This window comes from Pseudomonas sp. 8(2025) (assembly GCF_052665325.1).
Map to the genome: position 1 here is coordinate 19,206 of NZ_JBQOIE010000001.1, position 15,400 is coordinate 34,605.

Below are 15,400 nucleotides of genomic sequence, written 5' to 3' on the forward strand. Positions count from 1 at the left end.
GCTTGCTCCCGCCGGGCCGCGCAGCAGCCCCAGGGACAGGGCAATGCAATCACCTTGGCCGGATTACCTCGCCAGCGCGTGCGCACCTGAGCAAGCTCCCTCGCCACGGACCGCCGCCGACGTTATCCTGTCGCGGTTTTTCCTGCCCTGACTGTGATCCCCCGATGCCGAACCTGACCCTCCTCATCCAGCGCATTCTCGAACTGATGAAGCGCTATCCGGGGATCATTGCGCTCGGCGGTTTCATCTCCGGGGTCGGCAGCTTCATCCTGGTGGACCGGCAACAGAGCCTGGCCTCGTGGATCGCCGTGATCCTGCTGGTGAGCTGGGTCTGGCTGATGCTGGAGAACAGCCTGACCCAGCTGTTCACCAAGGTCTTCAAGCGCGAGATCCCGCAGCCGCTGCTGCGCTATGCGACGCAGATGATCCACCAGGAAAGCCTGTTCTTCGTCCTGCCGTTCTTTTTCATCACCACCAGCTGGAACAGTGGCCAACTGGTGTTCACCGGCCTGCTCGGCGCCGCGGCGCTGATTTCCATCACTGACCCGCTGTACTACAAATGGCTGGCCCCGCGCCGCTGGCTGTTCCTGGCGCTGCACACCCTGACCCTGTTCGCCGCCTTGCTCACGGCCCTGCCGCTGATCCTGCACCTGACCACCGCCCAGAGCTTCAAGCTGGCCCTGGGCATCGCCATGCTCCTGTCCTTTCCGAGCCTGGCCTCGATCCTGCCGATCCGCAGCCTGCGCAGTGCCCTGACCGTGCTGGCCATTACCCTGGCCATCGGCAGCACCGGCTGGCTGCTGCGCTCCTGGGTGCCGCCGGCCACCCTGTGGCTGACCGAGGATGCCATCAGCACCCAGCTCCAGGATCGCACCCCGGGCGACAGCCTGGAGCAGATCAGCACCGCCCAGGTAAGCAGCACCGGCCTGTACGCCTACACCGCGATCAACGCCCCCCGGGGCCTGGACGAGCGCATTTACCACGTCTGGCAATTCAACGGCAGCGAGGTGGATCGCGTCGCGCTGGACATCCATGGCGGACGCAAGGAAGGCTACCGTGCCTGGTCCCACAAGCAGAATTTCCCCGCCAACCCAGCGGGCGACTGGCAGGTGCGGGTGATCACCGAGGACGGCCAGGTGATCGGCGTGCTGCGCTTCGAGATCACCGCTCCAGATCAAGACGCGGCCAAGACCGGCGAGGCAAAGTAACCGGGATCGTGCTATTACGTAGCACTGCGAAATGGCCACACAAGCTCGGAGCTTATGACTAGCAGCGTGACGCCCGGCACCGCTCAACTGGACCTTGCCCACTCCCCGGCGCAATTGCGCATCGGCGGCGACTGGACGCTGGCGCACTACAGCGACCTCAAGCGCCTCAGCCAATCCCTGGACGGCCGCTACGACAGCAGCACCCATATCGACCTCAACGGCCTGGGCGCCCTGGATACCGCCGGCGCGTCGCTGCTGGTGGAACTGCTGGGGGCAGAACGCCTGGGGCAGTCCGCCGAACACCCCGACTGCACCTTGTCCGCCGCCGACCGCGCGCTGCTGCACACGGTCTACACCTCGTTGAACGACTTCTGCGTACCGGTCAAGGAACCGGAGATCTCGGTCAGCGTGCAATTGCTTTCGCGCATTGGCAGCGCGGTCTACACCGTCTGGCAGGACACCCTGAAGGTCCTGGGCTTCATCGGCCTGATCCTGGAAACCCTGGCCCGCGGCCTGCTGCGCCCCAAGCGCTGGCGCATCACCCCGGTGGTGGCACACATCGAACAGACCGGCCTCGACGCGGCGCCCATCGTCGCCCTGCTGACCTTTCTGGTGGGCGCGGTGGTGGCCTTTCTCGGCGCCACCGTGCTGGCCAACTTCGGCGCCAGCATCTTCACCGTGGACCTGGTGGCATTTTCCTTCCTGCGGGAATTCGGCGTACTGCTCACCGCGATTCTCATGGCCGGGCGCACCGCCAGCGCCTTCACCGCGCAAATCGGCTCGATGAAGGCCAATGAAGAGATCGACGCCATCCGCACCCTGGGCCTGGACCCGGTAGAACTGCTGGTGCTGCCTCGGGTCCTGGCCCTGCTGGTGTCGCTGCCAATGCTGACGTTCCTGGCGATGCTTTCGGGGATAGTCGGTGGCGCGGTGGTCTGCGCCCTGTCCCTGGATATCTCCCCGGCGATGTTCCTCTCGCTGCTGCATTCGGATATCGGCGTGAAGCACTTCCTGCTGGGCCTGGTGAAAGCGCCGATCTTCGCCTTCCTGATCGCCGCCATCGGCTGCCTGGAAGGCTTCAAGGTCAGCGGCAGCGCCGAGTCGGTGGGCGCCCACACCACCTCCAGCGTGGTCCAGTCGATCTTCGTGGTGATCGTCATCGATGCCGTGGCCGCGCTGTTCTTCATGGAGATGGGCTGGTGAGCCGGCCGCCACGCGCGCCGGCGAAGGCGGTGATCGAGGTCCGTGGCCTGTGCAACCGCTTCGGCAAGCAGAGCGTGCACGAGAACCTCGACCTGGATGTGTACCAGGGCGAGATCCTCGGCGTGGTCGGCGGCTCGGGCAGCGGCAAGTCGGTACTGCTGCGCAGCATCGTCGGCCTGCGCCAGCCCAGCGAAGGCTCGGTGCGGGTATTCGGCCAGGACCTGCCAAGCCTGCCGGAACAGCAACGTTCGCTGATCGAACGACGCTTCGGCGTACTGTTCCAGAAGGGCGCGCTGTTCACCTCGCTGACCGTGACCGAGAACGTCGCCCTGCCATTGATCGAGCATGCCGGCCTGTCCCGTGCCGATGCCGAACACCTGGCGGCGGTCAAGCTGGCCCTGGCCGGCCTGCCGCTGTCGGCGGCCGACAAATACCCGGCCTCGCTCTCTGGCGGGATGATCAAGCGCGCTGCCCTGGCCCGGGCGCTGGCCCTGGACCCGGACATCCTGTTTCTCGACGAACCCACCGCCGGCCTCGACCCGGTGGGCGCCGCCGCCTTTGACCAGTTGATCCTGACCCTGCGCGATGCCCTGGGGCTCAGCGTGTTCCTGGTCACCCACGACCTGGACACCCTCTACACCATCACCGACCGGGTGGCGGTGCTGGCGCAGAAAAAGGTACTGGTGGCGGATGCCATCGATATCGTCGCCGAGACCGACGACGAATGGATTCACCAATACTTCCATGGCCCTCGCGGCCGCGCGGCCTACCAGGCCGCTACACAGACCAACGAGGGATGACATGGAAACCCGAGCCCATCATGTACTGATCGGCCTGTTCACCGTGATCGTGGTGGCCGGCGCCTTGCTGTTCGGCCTGTGGCTGGCCAAGTCCAGCGTCGACAGCGCCTTCCAGGACTACCAGATCGTCTTCAACGAGGCGGTCAGTGGCCTGTCCAAGGGAAGCTCCGTGCAATACAGCGGGATCAAGGTCGGTGATGTGGTCAACCTGCGCCTGGACCCCAAGGACCCGCGCCGGGTGCTGGCACAGATCCGCCTAGGCAGCGAGACGCCGATCAAGGAGGACACCCAGGCCAAGCTGGCCCTGACCGGCATCACCGGCACCTCGATCATCCAGCTCAGCGGCGGCACGCCGCAAAGCCCGACCCTCAAGGGCAAGGACGGCGAACTGCCCACCATCATCGCCTCACCGTCGCCCATCGCCCGCCTGCTGAACAACAGCAACGACCTGATGACCGGGGTCAACCTGCTGTTGCACAACGCCAACCGCATGTTCTCCCCGGACAACGTGGCCCGGGTCAGCAGCACCCTGGACAACCTGCAGAAGACCTCCGCCAGCATCGCCGAGCAGCGCGACGACCTGCGCCAGCTGATGCAGCAACTGGGCTCCATCAGCAAGCAGACCGGCGCCATGCTGGAACAGACCACCGCGCTGATGCGCAATGCCAACGGCCTGCTCAACGACCAGGGCAAGCAGATGTTCGGCAGCGCCGAGCACGCCATGCGCTCCCTGGAGCAAAGCAGCGCCACCCTGAACAAACTGCTGAGCGACAACCAGGACTCGCTGAACAACGGCATGCAGGGCCTCAACGGCCTGGCGCCAGCCGTCCGCGAGCTGCGCGAGACCCTGAGCTCGCTGCGGGCCATCACCCGGCGCCTGGAAGCCAACCCCGGCGGTTACCTGCTGGGTAACGAGAAGAACAAGGAGTTCACGCCATGAAGCGTGCCTATCGCCTGCTTGCCCCCCTGGGCCTGAGCGCCGCCCTGGCCCTGACCGGGGCCTGCTCGATACTGCCCAAGGGCGAGCCGCTGGACATCTATCGGCTGCCGGTAAGCCAGGCCGGCGCCACGGCGCCGAACCAGGCCCTGCCGTGGTCCTTGCAGTTGCTCAAGCCCCAGGCCGGGGATGCGCTGAACAGCGCACGGATCGCGGTGATTCCCCAGGGCAACCTGATCAGCAGCTACAAGGCTTCGCGCTGGAGCGACCCGGCACCGATCCTGCTGCGCAACCGCCTGCTGGACGGCTTCCAGCGCGATGGCCGGGTCCAGCTGTTGAGCACCGATGACAGCAACCTGCAGACCGACCTGGCCCTGGGCGGCGACCTGCAAGCCTTCCAGACCGAATACCAGGGCAACGCCGCCCAGGTGGTGATCCGCCTGGATGCGCGGCTGATTCGTGGCTACGACCAGAAGATCCTCGCCAGCCGGCGCTTCGAAGTGCGCCAAGCGCTGGCTGAAACCGGGGTGCCGGCGGTGGTCACAGGATTTGGCCAGGCCGGCGATGCGCTGACCCGGCAAGTGGTGGATTGGGCAGTGGGGCAGGGCAATCGGGCGCTGAAACATTGAGAGCCCTTTCGCCGGCAAGCCGGCTCCTACAGAGGGAGTAGGAGCCGGCTTGCCGGCGAAGGCTCGCTCAACTCATCCAAAGAACCAGTAGCAAACCGCAATCGCCGCCACCACACCGGCGAATTCCGCCAGCAAGGCACAGCCCACGGCGTGCCGCACCCGCTGGATGCCTACCGCGCCGAAGTACACCGCCAGCACATAGAAGGTGGTTTCGGTACTGCCCTGGATGGTGGCCGCCACCAGGGCCGGGAAGCTGTCCACGCCCTGGGTCTGCATGGTCTCGATGAGCATGGCCCGTGCCGCACTGCCCGAGAACGGCTTGACCAGGGCAGTGGGCAAGGCGTCGACGAAACGTGTGTCCCAACCGGCCCACTCCACCAGATGACGAATGCCGTCGAGGCCGAAATCCAGGGCCCCGGACGCCCGCAGCACGCCGATGGCGCAGAGCATCGCGACCAGGTATGGCAAGAGGCTCTTGGCGACGTCGAAACCCTCCTTGGCGCCCTCGACAAAGGCCTCGTAGACCTTGACCTTGCGCAGCGCGCCGACCACCAGGAACAGCATGATCAGCCCAAACAGCGTGAGGTTGCCGAGAATCGACGACAGGGACGCCAGGGCCGTGGCCGACAGGGTGGCCAGCAAGGCCATGAAGGCGCCCAGGGCCAGGGCCCCGGGAACTAGGTAGGCCAGTACCACCGGGTCCCACAGGCGCAGGCGCTGCATCACCGCGACCGACAGCAGGCCCACCAGGGTCGAGGCGCTGGTGGCCAGGAGAATCGGCAGGAACACCAGGGTCGGGTCCGCCGCGCCTTGCTGGGCGCGGTACATGAAGATGGTCACCGGCAGCAGGGTCAGGGACGAGGCGTTGAGCACCAGGAACAGGATCTGCGCATTGCTGGCAGTGGTGGCGCTGGGGTTGAGTTCCTGCAGGGCGCGCATGGCCTTGAGGCCGATGGGCGTGGCGGCGTTGTCCAGGCCCAGGCCGTTGGCGGCGAAGTTCAGGGTGATCAGGCCCAGGGCCGGGTGCCCCGGCGGCACTTCCGGCATCAGGCGCTTGAACAGGGGCCCCAGGACCTTGGCCAGCCACTCGACGATTCCAGCCTTCTCGGCGATGCGCAGAAAACCCAGCCACAGGGTCAGGGTGCCGAACAGCAGGACCATGACCTCCACCGACAGCTTGGCCATGGCGAAGATGCTTTCCACCATGGCAGCGAAGATCCCCGCGTTGCCACCCACCAGCCACTGCGCCAGGGCCGACACGGTTGCCACGATAAAGAAGCCAAGCCACAGGCCATTGAGCATCGGTCATACCCCTCGAAAGATGCGGCGAATGATAGCGGGGCGGGCAGAAACGACAAACCCCGGATTAACCGGGGTCTGTCATCTGTTGGGGCTGGATTGCCGCTGAAGGCGGTCTTCAGGCAGTTGAAGGGCTTGGGGCCTCTTCGCTGGCAAGCCAGCTCCTACACAATAGGCGCTTAACCTTTGGACGCTTCGCCTGCTGGCAGTTTTTCCTTGCTGCGCCAGTGCGGCAGGGAGTTCCAGTAGCGCTGGCCCTTGGCGTCGTCGTACATGCCTTCCCAACGGGAGATGACCAGTACCGCCAGGGCGTTGCCGATCACGTTCAAGGCGGTACGCGCCATGTCCATCACACGGTCGACACCAGCGATGAAGGCCAGACCTTCCAGAGGAATGCCGACGCTGCCCAGGGTGGCCAGCAGGACCACGAAGGACACGCCCGGAACCCCGGCGATACCTTTGGAGGTGACCATCAGGGTCAGCACCAGCAGCAGTTGCTGGCTGATGGACAGGTCGATGCCGTACAGCTGGGCGATGAAGATCGCCGCGATGCTCTGGTACAGGGTCGAACCGTCGAGGTTGAACGAGTAGCCGGTCGGCACCACGAAGCTGCAGATGGCTTTCGGCGCACCGTAGGCTTCCATCTTCTCGATCACCCGCGGCAGCACGGTTTCCGAGCTGGCGGTGGAGTAGGCCAGGACCAGCTCATCCTTGAAGATGCGCATCAGCTTGATCACCGAGAAGCCGAACAGGCGGGCGATCAGGCCGAGGATCACGAAAGCGAAGAAGGCGATGGCCACGTACACCAGGATCACCAGCTTGGCCAGCGGCAGCAGGGAGGCGAAACCGAAGTTGGCGACGGTCACCGCGATCAGTGCAAATACGCCGATAGGGGCGTAGTTCATGATCATGTGGGTGACTTTGAACATGCTTTCCGAAACGCCCTGGAACATCTTCACCAGCGGTTCGCGCAGGTCGGACTGCAGGCTCGACAGGCCCAGGCCGAACAGCACCGAGAAGAAGATGATCGGCAGCATCTCGCCGCGGGCCATGGCCGCGAAGATGTTCGATGGAATCAGGTTGAGGATGGTCTCGATGAACGCGTGTTCATGCTGCACCTCGGCCGCAGTGGCCTGGTACTTGGAGATGTCCACGGTGCCCAGGGTGCTCATGTCGATGCCTGCGCCCGGATGGAACAGGTTGGCCAGCAGCAGGCCGACGACGATGGCGATGGTGGTCACGATTTCGAAGTAGATGATGGTCTTGAGGCCGATGCGCCCCAGTTTCTTCGCGTCACCGACACCGGCGATGCCGACGATCAGCGAGGAAATGACGATCGGGATCACGATCATCTTGATCAAGCGGATAAAGATATCGCCCGCAGGCTGCAGGACGTTGCTGATCCACCAGGCCTTTTCAGCACTGAAATGATTGAGCAGCGCGCCAATCGCAATCCCCAGGACCAGACCGATGAGGATCTGCCAGGCGAGGCTTAATTTTGCCTTCTTCATATCATTACCCTTACTTCAGTTGGACTCGGGCTGATGCGCGAACTGGAACGCTCAATGGCGGAAAAGTTTGTGCATCGGCCCCCGTATAAGGTCATCCCGAACGAGCATTTACGGCTCTCTGCGGGCGAAAAAAGGCGCAACTATTCCGATGCTAGGGAGGCACGTCTAATGCCGTAAACGCCTACCCTATGCCGAATCGGCATGAGTTTTTCCAAACAAAACGAGCGTCCCAACCGGTTCGAATACGACATTTCGGCAGGCAAAAATGCCGTGAAACGGCCATTTCAGGCGGCGTGCAGGCTTGTCGGAGGGGTCAGGAAAAAGGCTAAAAAAGTTTAGGATTGCTCTGATTCGGGCGCCCGGAAACGCTGCGCAATTCGCACAAAGTTTCTCGATATACGGTCGCAGAGAAACACCAGGAAACGTTTGATCGGAGTCAAAGGAAGATTTTTTCCCGCGCGAGCACGGAAATTGTCAGACGGACGGCTCTAGCACAGGACTTTGCCATTCAAGCACGCCGCAAGCTCATCAGGCCGGTGGCCGACCTGGGAGCTTGCGCCGCCGCTCTTTCCTGACCCGGCCCTTGCGGAGGCACTCCCTGTACCCCTAGGTCACTCCGATCACCCGTGGATCAGAACATCCCGGCCCCTTGGTCATGCACTCGCCCTCCTCGGGTGGTGCAACAGCCGAAAGCGCCAGGGCGGCCCTTTCGTCTATCTGTTATGCAATATCGGCAATTTGCACATCAGTACCAGTTCGGGTCCTTGCGCAACTGCTCCTGGAGCAGCGCTTGCATGCCGTCATCGGGCTTGCCGAGGAACCGATAATTGGCGTGGCGGGTCGGTGACTTGTCCGCGGGCAAACCCGCCGGCACGTCCACCAGCATCGCGTAGGCATGCTTCTTGTCGAAACTGAAGGCCACAATCAAACGCTGGTTCTGACAACTCTCAGCGGTTTCGCACAGAGGGCCCACCAGATACTGATCGCCGTCTTCGGTCATGGCATTCATCTGTTGCGGCGCATCACCCGAGAGGTTCATCACCCACTCGGGCAGGCGCTCCTCCTTGTGCACGACCCCCTGCCAGGTTTCACGAAACTGCGGGTCCGACCCCAACAGCTGATTGGCTCGTGCCTGGCCATCATTGGCCGCCGACGCCAGGGCGCTGGCGCCCAGCAGCAGCGCGGCAGTCAATGTCTTCAACGAGAGACTCATGGTCAGCCTCGGCCTCGACGGCCAAAGAAGAACGAAGCGATGAACATCACCAGGAACACCACAAAGAGAATCTTGGCGATACCCGTGGCGGTGCCCGCGATACCACCGAAGCCCAGGACCGCAGCGACAATGGCAATGATCAGGAATGTGATTGCCCAGCTCAGCATGATGATTCTCCTTACTCTTCTATTAGTGGTGCTGCCTATGGAGCCAGCCCGGCGCCGCCGATTGCGGGCCCGGCCTTGGTGCTAGAACACCCAGCGTTCCTGACGTGGCGCGTCCGCGACCGGCTGTGCCTGGTCGACGGCCATCAGTTGCATGGGGGCCTGGTCGTTGAGCTGGCTGCTCACCGAACTGAAATGGGTCTGGGTGAAGTGATGAACCGGCACGCGCGGCGCGGGTGCCTGGCTGTCCTGCCAGCGCTGGAACTGTTGCCCGGCGATCAGGGTGACCAGCAACGCCAGAACGGCGAAGAGGCCTTGCTGGAGATGCAGTGGCGCAATACGCAATTGGGCAAGACGTTGGCGATTCATCCTGAAACTCCTCCCACACTGGTGGTGATGTTGTTATGGAAGCCACGGCCGGCGCTTCTCGATGAGAGGGATATTGCAGGCTGCATGCCAGCTTTTTCTTTGAAATTAAATTCAATAAAATCAAATACTTAAATCAAATTACCAAAAGCATTCCACACGCATACTGCACGATGCCCCCATGCCGGCCGTGCGAAATGCACGATGTCCCGGGAAAACAGTGAGCGTTTTTTGATCACAGGGGGAACTTTGATGAATGGCCAATAGCCTGATACAGACCCACCCAGCAGCTACTCTGGGTAAAACATGCGTAATTTCAGCCTGTTAGCCGTTTCAGCCGGAGATATCTAACCTGCTGGCGCTGGAATGGATCAGAATCAACCTTGCAACTTGCCCGATTTTTCCGGGACTAAATAAAGATCATTCATTAAGGAGCCTCGGGAAATGGAGTCAGCGCCGGAGAATCAAGGCCGCATCCTTCTGGTGGATGACGAATCCGCAATCCTTCGCACCTTCCGCTACTGCCTGGAAGACGAGGGCTACACCGTGGCCACCGCCAACAGCGCGGCGCAGGCCGATGCTCTGCTGCAACGCCAGGTATTCGACCTGTGCTTCCTCGACCTGCGCCTGGGCGAAGACAACGGCCTCGACGTACTGGCACAAATGCGTACCCAGGCACCCTGGATGCGGGTAGTGATCGTCACCGCTCACTCTGCCGTGGACACCGCAGTAGATGCGATCCAGGCCGGCGCCGCAGACTACCTGGTCAAGCCCTGCAGCCCCGACCAGTTGCGCCTGGCCACCGCCAAGCAGCTGGAAGTACGCCAGCTCTCGGCACGCCTGGAAGCCCTCGAAGGTGAGGTGCGCAAGCCCAAGGACGGCCTGGACTCCCACAGCCCGGCAATGAAAGTGGTGCTGGAAACCGCGCGTCAGGTGGCCAGCACCGACGCCAACATCCTTATCCTCGGCGAGTCCGGCACCGGCAAGGGCGAGCTGGCGCGGGCCATTCACGGCTGGAGCAAACGCGCCAAGAAATCCTGCGTGACCATCAACTGCCCCTCGTTGACTGCCGAACTGATGGAAAGCGAACTCTTCGGCCACAGCCGCGGCGCCTTTACCGGGGCCAGCGAGAGCACCCTGGGCCGGGTCAACCAGGCCGATGGCGGAACCCTGTTCCTCGACGAGATCGGCGACTTCCCGTTGACCCTGCAACCCAAGCTGCTGCGCTTCATCCAGGACAAGGAATACGAGCGCGTCGGCGACCCGGTAACCCGCCGCGCCGATGTGCGCATCCTCGCCGCCACCAACCTCAACCTTGAAGACATGGTGCGCGACGGGCGTTTCCGCGAAGACCTGCTGTACCGGCTGAACGTCATCACCCTGCACCTGCCGCCCCTGCGCGAGCGCAGCGAAGATATCCTGACCCTGGCCGACCGCTTCCTCGCCCGCTTCGTCAAAGAGTATTCGCGCCCGGCCCGGGTCTTCAGTGATGAAGCCCGGGAAGCGCTGCTCAACTACCGCTGGCCGGGCAACATCCGCGAACTGCGCAACGTGGTGGAACGGGCGAGCATCATCTGCCCGCAGGAACGGGTGGAAATCAGCCACTTGGGCATGGCCGAGCAACCCACCAACAACGCCCCGCGGATCGGCGCCGCCCTGAGCCTGGACGAGCTGGAAAAGGCCCACATCGGTGCGGTCCTGGCCACCAGCGACACCCTGGATCAAGCCGCCAAGACCCTGGGTATCGACGCGTCGACGCTGTACCGCAAACGCAAACAGTACAACCTATGAGCAACACCCTATGAAGTTAGCGATGAAACTGCGCACCCGGCTGTTTCTGAGCATCTCGGCCCTGATCACCGTGGCCCTCTTGGGCCTGGTGCTCGGGCTGGTCAGCGTGATGCAGATGGCCAGCACCCAGGAATCGCTGATCCGCAACAACTTCATCACCCTGGACCTGGGCCTCAAGCTGCGCCAGACCCTGGGCGACCAGTTGATCATCATGCTCGGCAAGCAGCCGGACCGCGCCGCCCTGGAAACCTCCCGGCAGCACTATCTGGAACTGCTCGACGAAGGCATTGCCCATGATCGGCAGACCCAGGTACAAAGTGGCTTCCAGCAGGCCCGTAGCGACTACCTGAGCTTCTACCAGGCCTTCGAGCGCAACAGCACCGCAAGCGGGCTGCATGACAACAACGAGCTGACCGAGCGCTTCAACGCCTTGCGCGGCGGGCTGATCAACGAACACAAGCGCGCCCTGGACAACATCAGCCAGGTGGAGCAGCAGGCCCGCAACCGTGCATGGCTGGTGGCCGGCCTGCTGGGCCTGGTGGCCCTGGCGGTGCTGATCATCGGCTTCGTCACGGCCCATGCCATCGCCCGGCGCTTTGGCGGGCCGATCGAAGCCCTGGCCAAGGCTGCGGACAAGATTGGCGAAGGCAATTTCGACGTCACCCTGCCCATTTCGGCGGCGGCGGAGATGAACCTGCTGACCCGGCGCTTCGGCATCATGGCCGAGGCCCTGCGCCAGCATCAGGCAACCAATGTCGATGAGCTGCTGGCCGGCCAGCAGCGCCTGCAGGCCGTGCTCGACAGTATTGACGACGGCTTGCTGATGATCGACCGCCAGGGCCGCCTGGAACACCTCAACCCCGTGGCCCAGCGCCAGCTGGGCTGGGACCAGGAGCGCCTCGGCCAGGGCCTGGGCAGCGCCCTGCAACGCCCGGAGCTGGATGAGCAGCTACAGCTGGTATTGCGCGGCGGCAACCTGGAACGGGCGCCGGACGACCTGGATATCGAGGTCGACGGCGAGTCGCGCCTGCTGACCTACAGCCTGACCCCCGTCAGCCATACCCAGGGCCATATTCTCGGCGCCGTGATGGTGCTGCACGATGTCACCGAGCAACGGGCGTTCGAACGAGTGCGCAGTGAGTTCGTGCTGCGCGCCTCCCACGAACTGCGTACCCCGGTCACTGGCATGCACATGGCCTTCGGGCTGCTTCAGGAACGCCTGCACTTTCCCGAGGAGTCCCGGGAAACCGATCTACTCAATACGGTCAACGAGGAAATGCAGCGCCTGATGCAGTTGATCAACGACCTGTTGAATTTTTCCCGCTATCAGAACGGCCTGCAGAAACTCACCCTCGCTCCCTGCCCCCTGGAAGAACTGCTGGTGCAGGCCCAGGGCCGCTTCAGCGAGCAGGCCCAACAGCAGGGCATCGACCTGCTGCTGGAGATCCAGGCACCGTTGCCACGGCTGCATGCCGACCGCGCACAACTGGAGCGGGTGCTGGACAACCTGATCGACAACGCCTTGCGCCACACCGCCAGCGAGGGCCAGATCCGCCTGCAGGCGCGGCGCCATGGCGAGCGGGTGATCGTCAGCGTCGAAGACAATGGCGAGGGTATTGCCTATGGCCAGCAAGGGCGGATCTTCGAACCTTTCGTCCAGGTGGGCCGCAAGAAGGGCGGTGCCGGCCTCGGGCTGGCGCTGTGCAAGGAGATCGTCCAGCTGCATGGCGGGCGCATGGGCGTCTACTCAAGGCCCGGGCAGGGCACCCAGTTCTATCTGGCCCTGCCGCTCTAGGGCTTCATGCTTCATCATCCAGGCGCCTGGCCACCAGCCGTCGGCCACGGGTAATCAGCTCAGTGAACTGCAAGGCACTCAGGGCATGGGCGAACAGCCAGCCCTGGCCGAAGCTCACGCCCTCGCTGCTGAGCAGCAGCGCCTGGTCCTCGAACTCGATGCCCTCGGCAATCACCTTGAGTTTCAATGCGTGGGCCATGCGAATGATGTGCGGCGCCACGCCGCTGCTGGCGGCATCGTGCCCCAGGGCATCGATGAACGCCTTGTCGATCTTCAGGCAATCCACCGGCAGGCTCTGCAGGTAGGCCAGGCTGCAATAGCCGGTGCCGAAATCGTCGATCAGCACCTGATGCCCGACATCGCGCAGGGCCTGCAGGTTGTTGCGCGCCACCACCACATCGATCAGCCCACGCTCGGTGACCTCGAAGGCGATCTGCCGGGCCGCTACCCGATGCGTGGCCAGCAGCCGCGCCATGACCATGCCGATCCGCGGGACCATCACGTCGCAGGCCGCCAGGTTGACTGAGATGTACAACTGGGGATTGGCCCGTAGCACATGCCCCAGTTGCTCCAGCAGGCGCTGCAGGACGAAGTCGGTGATCTGGCGGATCTGCCCGGTGTTCTCTGCCAGCGGGATGAACAGGTCGGGGCTGGTCAGGGTACCGTCCGGGCGACGCCAGCGCAGCAGGGCCTCGGCCCCCACGCAGAGCCGGCTACTGAGATCAAAGATCGGCTGGTACAGCACCTGCAGCTCGCCGCGGCGCAGGGCCCCTTGCAGCTCCGCCCCCAGGGACTGGCGCTGGCGGACCAACTGATACACCAACCCACCGATGAACAGCGCCAGCACCAGGCTGGAGGGCAGCAACCACCACCAACCGTCGAGCACTTCGCCCTGCAGGCTGGCGCGGGGGGTGATCAGCACCAGTTGGTACTCGGGGTTGCGAGTGGGCATGCGATAGATCAGCAGGTCCGGGGTGACCTGCAAGGGCCCGTCGCGCCCCCCCCGCCAAGGCTGTGCGGGGGGCCAGGCACGGGCCGGGCCGAGCACCGGTATCGCCCGGGCACCATGATCCACCACCACCATCAGGCTGCCACCGGCAGGCAGATCGACCACATCGGTCAGGTGCCCGCGGGAAGTGGCCACGCGAAAGTTGCCGCGCCCCAGCATCAGGGCAGCAAGGTTCTCATTGGGCTGGGTCGAGGTGTTGAGCCAGTAGCTGTAGGTCGGCCCGCGGATATCCGGCGGCCTGGCCGCCGGCAGGAGGTTCTGCCGTGGCCAGTTGGAACAGGTATGGGTGGCGTCCCTGTAGGCCGCTTCATAAATGAAGCGATAGCTGTAGCTGACCTGCTGCAGAGCTGCGATGAGATCGGCGTTGCACTCGCGCAGCGGCTGCGCCTCCAGCACGTCGAGACCTTCGCGCAGTTGCCCGAACAACTGCTCCAGCCGCTCCAGGAAACGCTGCCCCTGGGCGTTCATCTGCTCGCTTTCCCGTTGCTGGACCTGGTGCATGGCCAGCCCGGCGCTGCCCAGCAGCAAAATCACCGCACTCAGCACAGCCGCCAGCATCGCCAGCGTCCAGGGGCGATGGAACCAGGTACGCAAGGGCTCGCGAGCGGCCGGCATCGTGGGAGATCCGAAGGATTACCAATGAGTTATAGCAACTGATTGGACAATCGGCCCCAACCGTCCGGCGGCGTCATTATTTTGTCTGGTTGAGCACCATCAGGATGGCCGCGCTTTCTGCGTCCGGCGTGCCATCGAAACGCCCCGGCCGGTAGTGCATCTGGAACGCGGCCAGGACATTACGGGTCGCCTTGTCCAGCTCGCCGGTCTGCGGCGTGGCGTAACCCAGCTGGGCCAGTTGCTGCTGGTACCAACCGATGCTCGGCGGGCTCACGGTAAAGAACGCCTGCTGGCGTGCCACTGCCTGAGCATCGGGCCACAGTCCCAGGCCGGCCTCGGCCAGGCGTTTCCAGGGAAACAGCGGGCCCGGATCCAGCTTGCGCATGGGGGCGATATCGCTGTGGCCAATGATGTGGCGCGGCGAGATGTTGTTGCGCTTGCTGATGTCCTTGAGCAGCACGATCAGGTTCTGGATCTGCGCTTCGCTGTAGGGGTACCAGAGCCGCCCGCTGGGGCCATCGCGGAACCCCGGGTTGACGATCTCGATGCCAATGGAACTGGAGTTGAGCCAGGTCCGGCCCTGCCACTGGCTGTCGCCGGCATGCCAGGCACGGTATTGCTCGTCCACCAGCTTGTAGATGGTGGCGGACTTGTCATCGCCGATCAGGTAGTGGCTGCTGACCTGGCCATGGGTCAATAGGGCCAGGGAGCGCTCCAGCGATGCCGAGGTGTAGTGGACGATGATGAACTGGGCGCGCTGATCGTAATTGACCGACGGGTGGCTGGTGTCGATGCGCGGGCCGCTGGCGCAGCCGGCGAGGATCAGCAGGGAGAGGGCAAGAGCAAGAAGTTTCATGGCA

The 15,400-nt window shown here is 63.7% G+C and carries 14 protein-coding genes; 7 read left to right on the plus strand and 7 right to left on the minus strand.

The features are described 5' to 3' along the window. The first annotated feature begins 164 nt into the window (after positions 1-164). The 5 genes from ACUXVH_RS00095 to ACUXVH_RS00115 are packed head-to-tail and all read left to right on the plus strand — an operon-like array spanning position 165 to position 4,777. The gene (locus tag ACUXVH_RS00095) at positions 165-1,208 is read left to right on the plus strand and encodes a DUF5924 family protein (protein ID WP_015633662.1); all 1,044 of its coding nucleotides are present in this window, start codon (positions 165-167) and stop codon (positions 1,206-1,208) included. 54 nt (positions 1,209-1,262) lie between these two features. Further along, a complete protein-coding gene (locus ACUXVH_RS00100; RefSeq protein WP_011058487.1) occupies positions 1,263-2,411 on the plus strand; it encodes an ABC transporter permease in 1,149 nt (382 codons plus the stop codon). Then, a complete protein-coding gene (locus tag ACUXVH_RS00105) occupies positions 2,408-3,211 on the plus strand; it encodes an ABC transporter ATP-binding protein (protein ID WP_011058486.1) in 804 nt (267 codons plus the stop codon). Before ACUXVH_RS00100 ends, ACUXVH_RS00105 begins: the two co-directional genes overlap by 4 nt. A gap of 1 nt (position 3,212) precedes the next feature. Continuing rightward, on the plus strand, positions 3,213-4,151 hold the full coding sequence (locus ACUXVH_RS00110) for an MlaD family protein (protein WP_011058485.1): 939 nt from the start codon (positions 3,213-3,215) through the stop codon (positions 4,149-4,151). Then, positions 4,148-4,777, plus strand: coding sequence for an ABC-type transport auxiliary lipoprotein family protein (locus tag ACUXVH_RS00115; protein ID WP_011058484.1), 630 nt, complete (start codon positions 4,148-4,150; stop codon positions 4,775-4,777). Before ACUXVH_RS00110 ends, ACUXVH_RS00115 begins: the two co-directional genes overlap by 4 nt. A 72-nt stretch (positions 4,778-4,849) precedes the next feature. On the opposite strand, the gene ACUXVH_RS00120 is transcribed toward ACUXVH_RS00115, so the two are convergent. The 5 genes from ACUXVH_RS00120 to ACUXVH_RS00140 form a co-directional block, all read right to left on the minus strand. Then, positions 4,850-6,079, minus strand: coding sequence for a nucleoside recognition domain-containing protein (locus ACUXVH_RS00120; protein ID WP_019095624.1), 1,230 nt, complete (start codon positions 6,077-6,079; stop codon positions 4,850-4,852). Positions 6,080-6,255: 176 nt separating this feature from the next. Further along, a complete protein-coding gene (gene gltP / locus ACUXVH_RS00125; RefSeq protein ID WP_011058482.1) occupies positions 6,256-7,587 on the minus strand; it encodes a glutamate/aspartate:proton symporter GltP in 1,332 nt (443 codons plus the stop codon). Between the two features lie 745 nt (positions 7,588-8,332). Next, positions 8,333-8,800 carry an inhibitor of vertebrate lysozyme family protein gene (locus ACUXVH_RS00130; protein ID WP_065364952.1) on the minus strand — a complete coding sequence of 156 codons (468 nt, stop codon included), beginning with the start codon at positions 8,798-8,800 and terminating at the stop codon, positions 8,333-8,335. A gap of 2 nt (positions 8,801-8,802) precedes the next feature. Further along, complete coding sequence (locus ACUXVH_RS00135) at positions 8,803-8,967, minus strand: DUF1328 domain-containing protein (RefSeq protein WP_003170804.1); 165 nt, start codon at positions 8,965-8,967, stop codon at positions 8,803-8,805. Between the two features lie 81 nt (positions 8,968-9,048). Beyond that, the gene (locus ACUXVH_RS00140) at positions 9,049-9,333 is read right to left on the minus strand and encodes a hypothetical protein (RefSeq protein ID WP_015633659.1); all 285 of its coding nucleotides are present in this window, start codon (positions 9,331-9,333) and stop codon (positions 9,049-9,051) included. A 441-nt stretch (positions 9,334-9,774) separates the two neighbouring features. Here ACUXVH_RS00140 and algB point away from each other — a divergent pair, with 441 nt between their 5' ends. Further along, a complete protein-coding gene (gene algB / locus ACUXVH_RS00145; protein ID WP_011058479.1) occupies positions 9,775-11,121 on the plus strand; it encodes a sigma-54-dependent response regulator transcription factor AlgB in 1,347 nt (448 codons plus the stop codon). Positions 11,122-11,131: 10 nt separating this feature from the next. Continuing rightward, the gene (locus ACUXVH_RS00150; protein WP_011058478.1) at positions 11,132-12,916 is read left to right on the plus strand and encodes a KinB sensor domain-containing domain; all 1,785 of its coding nucleotides are present in this window, start codon (positions 11,132-11,134) and stop codon (positions 12,914-12,916) included. 4 nt (positions 12,917-12,920) lie between these two features. Here ACUXVH_RS00150 and ACUXVH_RS00155 read toward each other — a convergent pair whose 3' ends face one another. Continuing rightward, complete coding sequence (locus tag ACUXVH_RS00155; protein WP_015633657.1) at positions 12,921-14,540, minus strand: EAL domain-containing protein; 1,620 nt, start codon at positions 14,538-14,540, stop codon at positions 12,921-12,923. A 76-nt stretch (positions 14,541-14,616) separates the two neighbouring features. Further along, a complete protein-coding gene (locus ACUXVH_RS00160; protein WP_011058476.1) occupies positions 14,617-15,396 on the minus strand; it encodes an N-acetylmuramoyl-L-alanine amidase in 780 nt (259 codons plus the stop codon). Positions 15,397-15,400: the final 4 nt, after the last annotated feature.

Coding starts and splice junctions, on each gene's coding strand:
- ACUXVH_RS00140 (WP_015633659.1), bottom strand. CDS start 9,333: ATGAATCGCCAACGTCTTGCCCAATTGCGTATTGCGCCACTGCATCTC.
- ACUXVH_RS00135 (WP_003170804.1), bottom strand. CDS start 8,967: ATGCTGAGCTGGGCAATCACATTCCTGATCATTGCCATTGTCGCTGCG.
- algB (WP_011058479.1), top strand. CDS start 9,775: ATGGAGTCAGCGCCGGAGAATCAAGGCCGCATCCTTCTGGTGGATGAC.
- ACUXVH_RS00130 (WP_065364952.1), bottom strand. CDS start 8,800: ATGAGTCTCTCGTTGAAGACATTGACTGCCGCGCTGCTGCTGGGCGCC.
- ACUXVH_RS00155 (WP_015633657.1), bottom strand. CDS start 14,540: ATGCCGGCCGCTCGCGAGCCCTTGCGTACCTGGTTCCATCGCCCCTGG.
- ACUXVH_RS00150 (WP_011058478.1), top strand. CDS start 11,132: ATGAAGTTAGCGATGAAACTGCGCACCCGGCTGTTTCTGAGCATCTCG.
- ACUXVH_RS00120 (WP_019095624.1), bottom strand. CDS start 6,079: ATGCTCAATGGCCTGTGGCTTGGCTTCTTTATCGTGGCAACCGTGTCG.
- ACUXVH_RS00115 (WP_011058484.1), top strand. CDS start 4,148: ATGAAGCGTGCCTATCGCCTGCTTGCCCCCCTGGGCCTGAGCGCCGCC.
- ACUXVH_RS00110 (WP_011058485.1), top strand. CDS start 3,213: ATGGAAACCCGAGCCCATCATGTACTGATCGGCCTGTTCACCGTGATC.
- gltP (WP_011058482.1), bottom strand. CDS start 7,587: ATGAAGAAGGCAAAATTAAGCCTCGCCTGGCAGATCCTCATCGGTCTG.
- ACUXVH_RS00100 (WP_011058487.1), top strand. CDS start 1,263: ATGACTAGCAGCGTGACGCCCGGCACCGCTCAACTGGACCTTGCCCAC.
- ACUXVH_RS00095 (WP_015633662.1), top strand. CDS start 165: ATGCCGAACCTGACCCTCCTCATCCAGCGCATTCTCGAACTGATGAAG.
- ACUXVH_RS00160 (WP_011058476.1), bottom strand. CDS start 15,396: ATGAAACTTCTTGCTCTTGCCCTCTCCCTGCTGATCCTCGCCGGCTGC.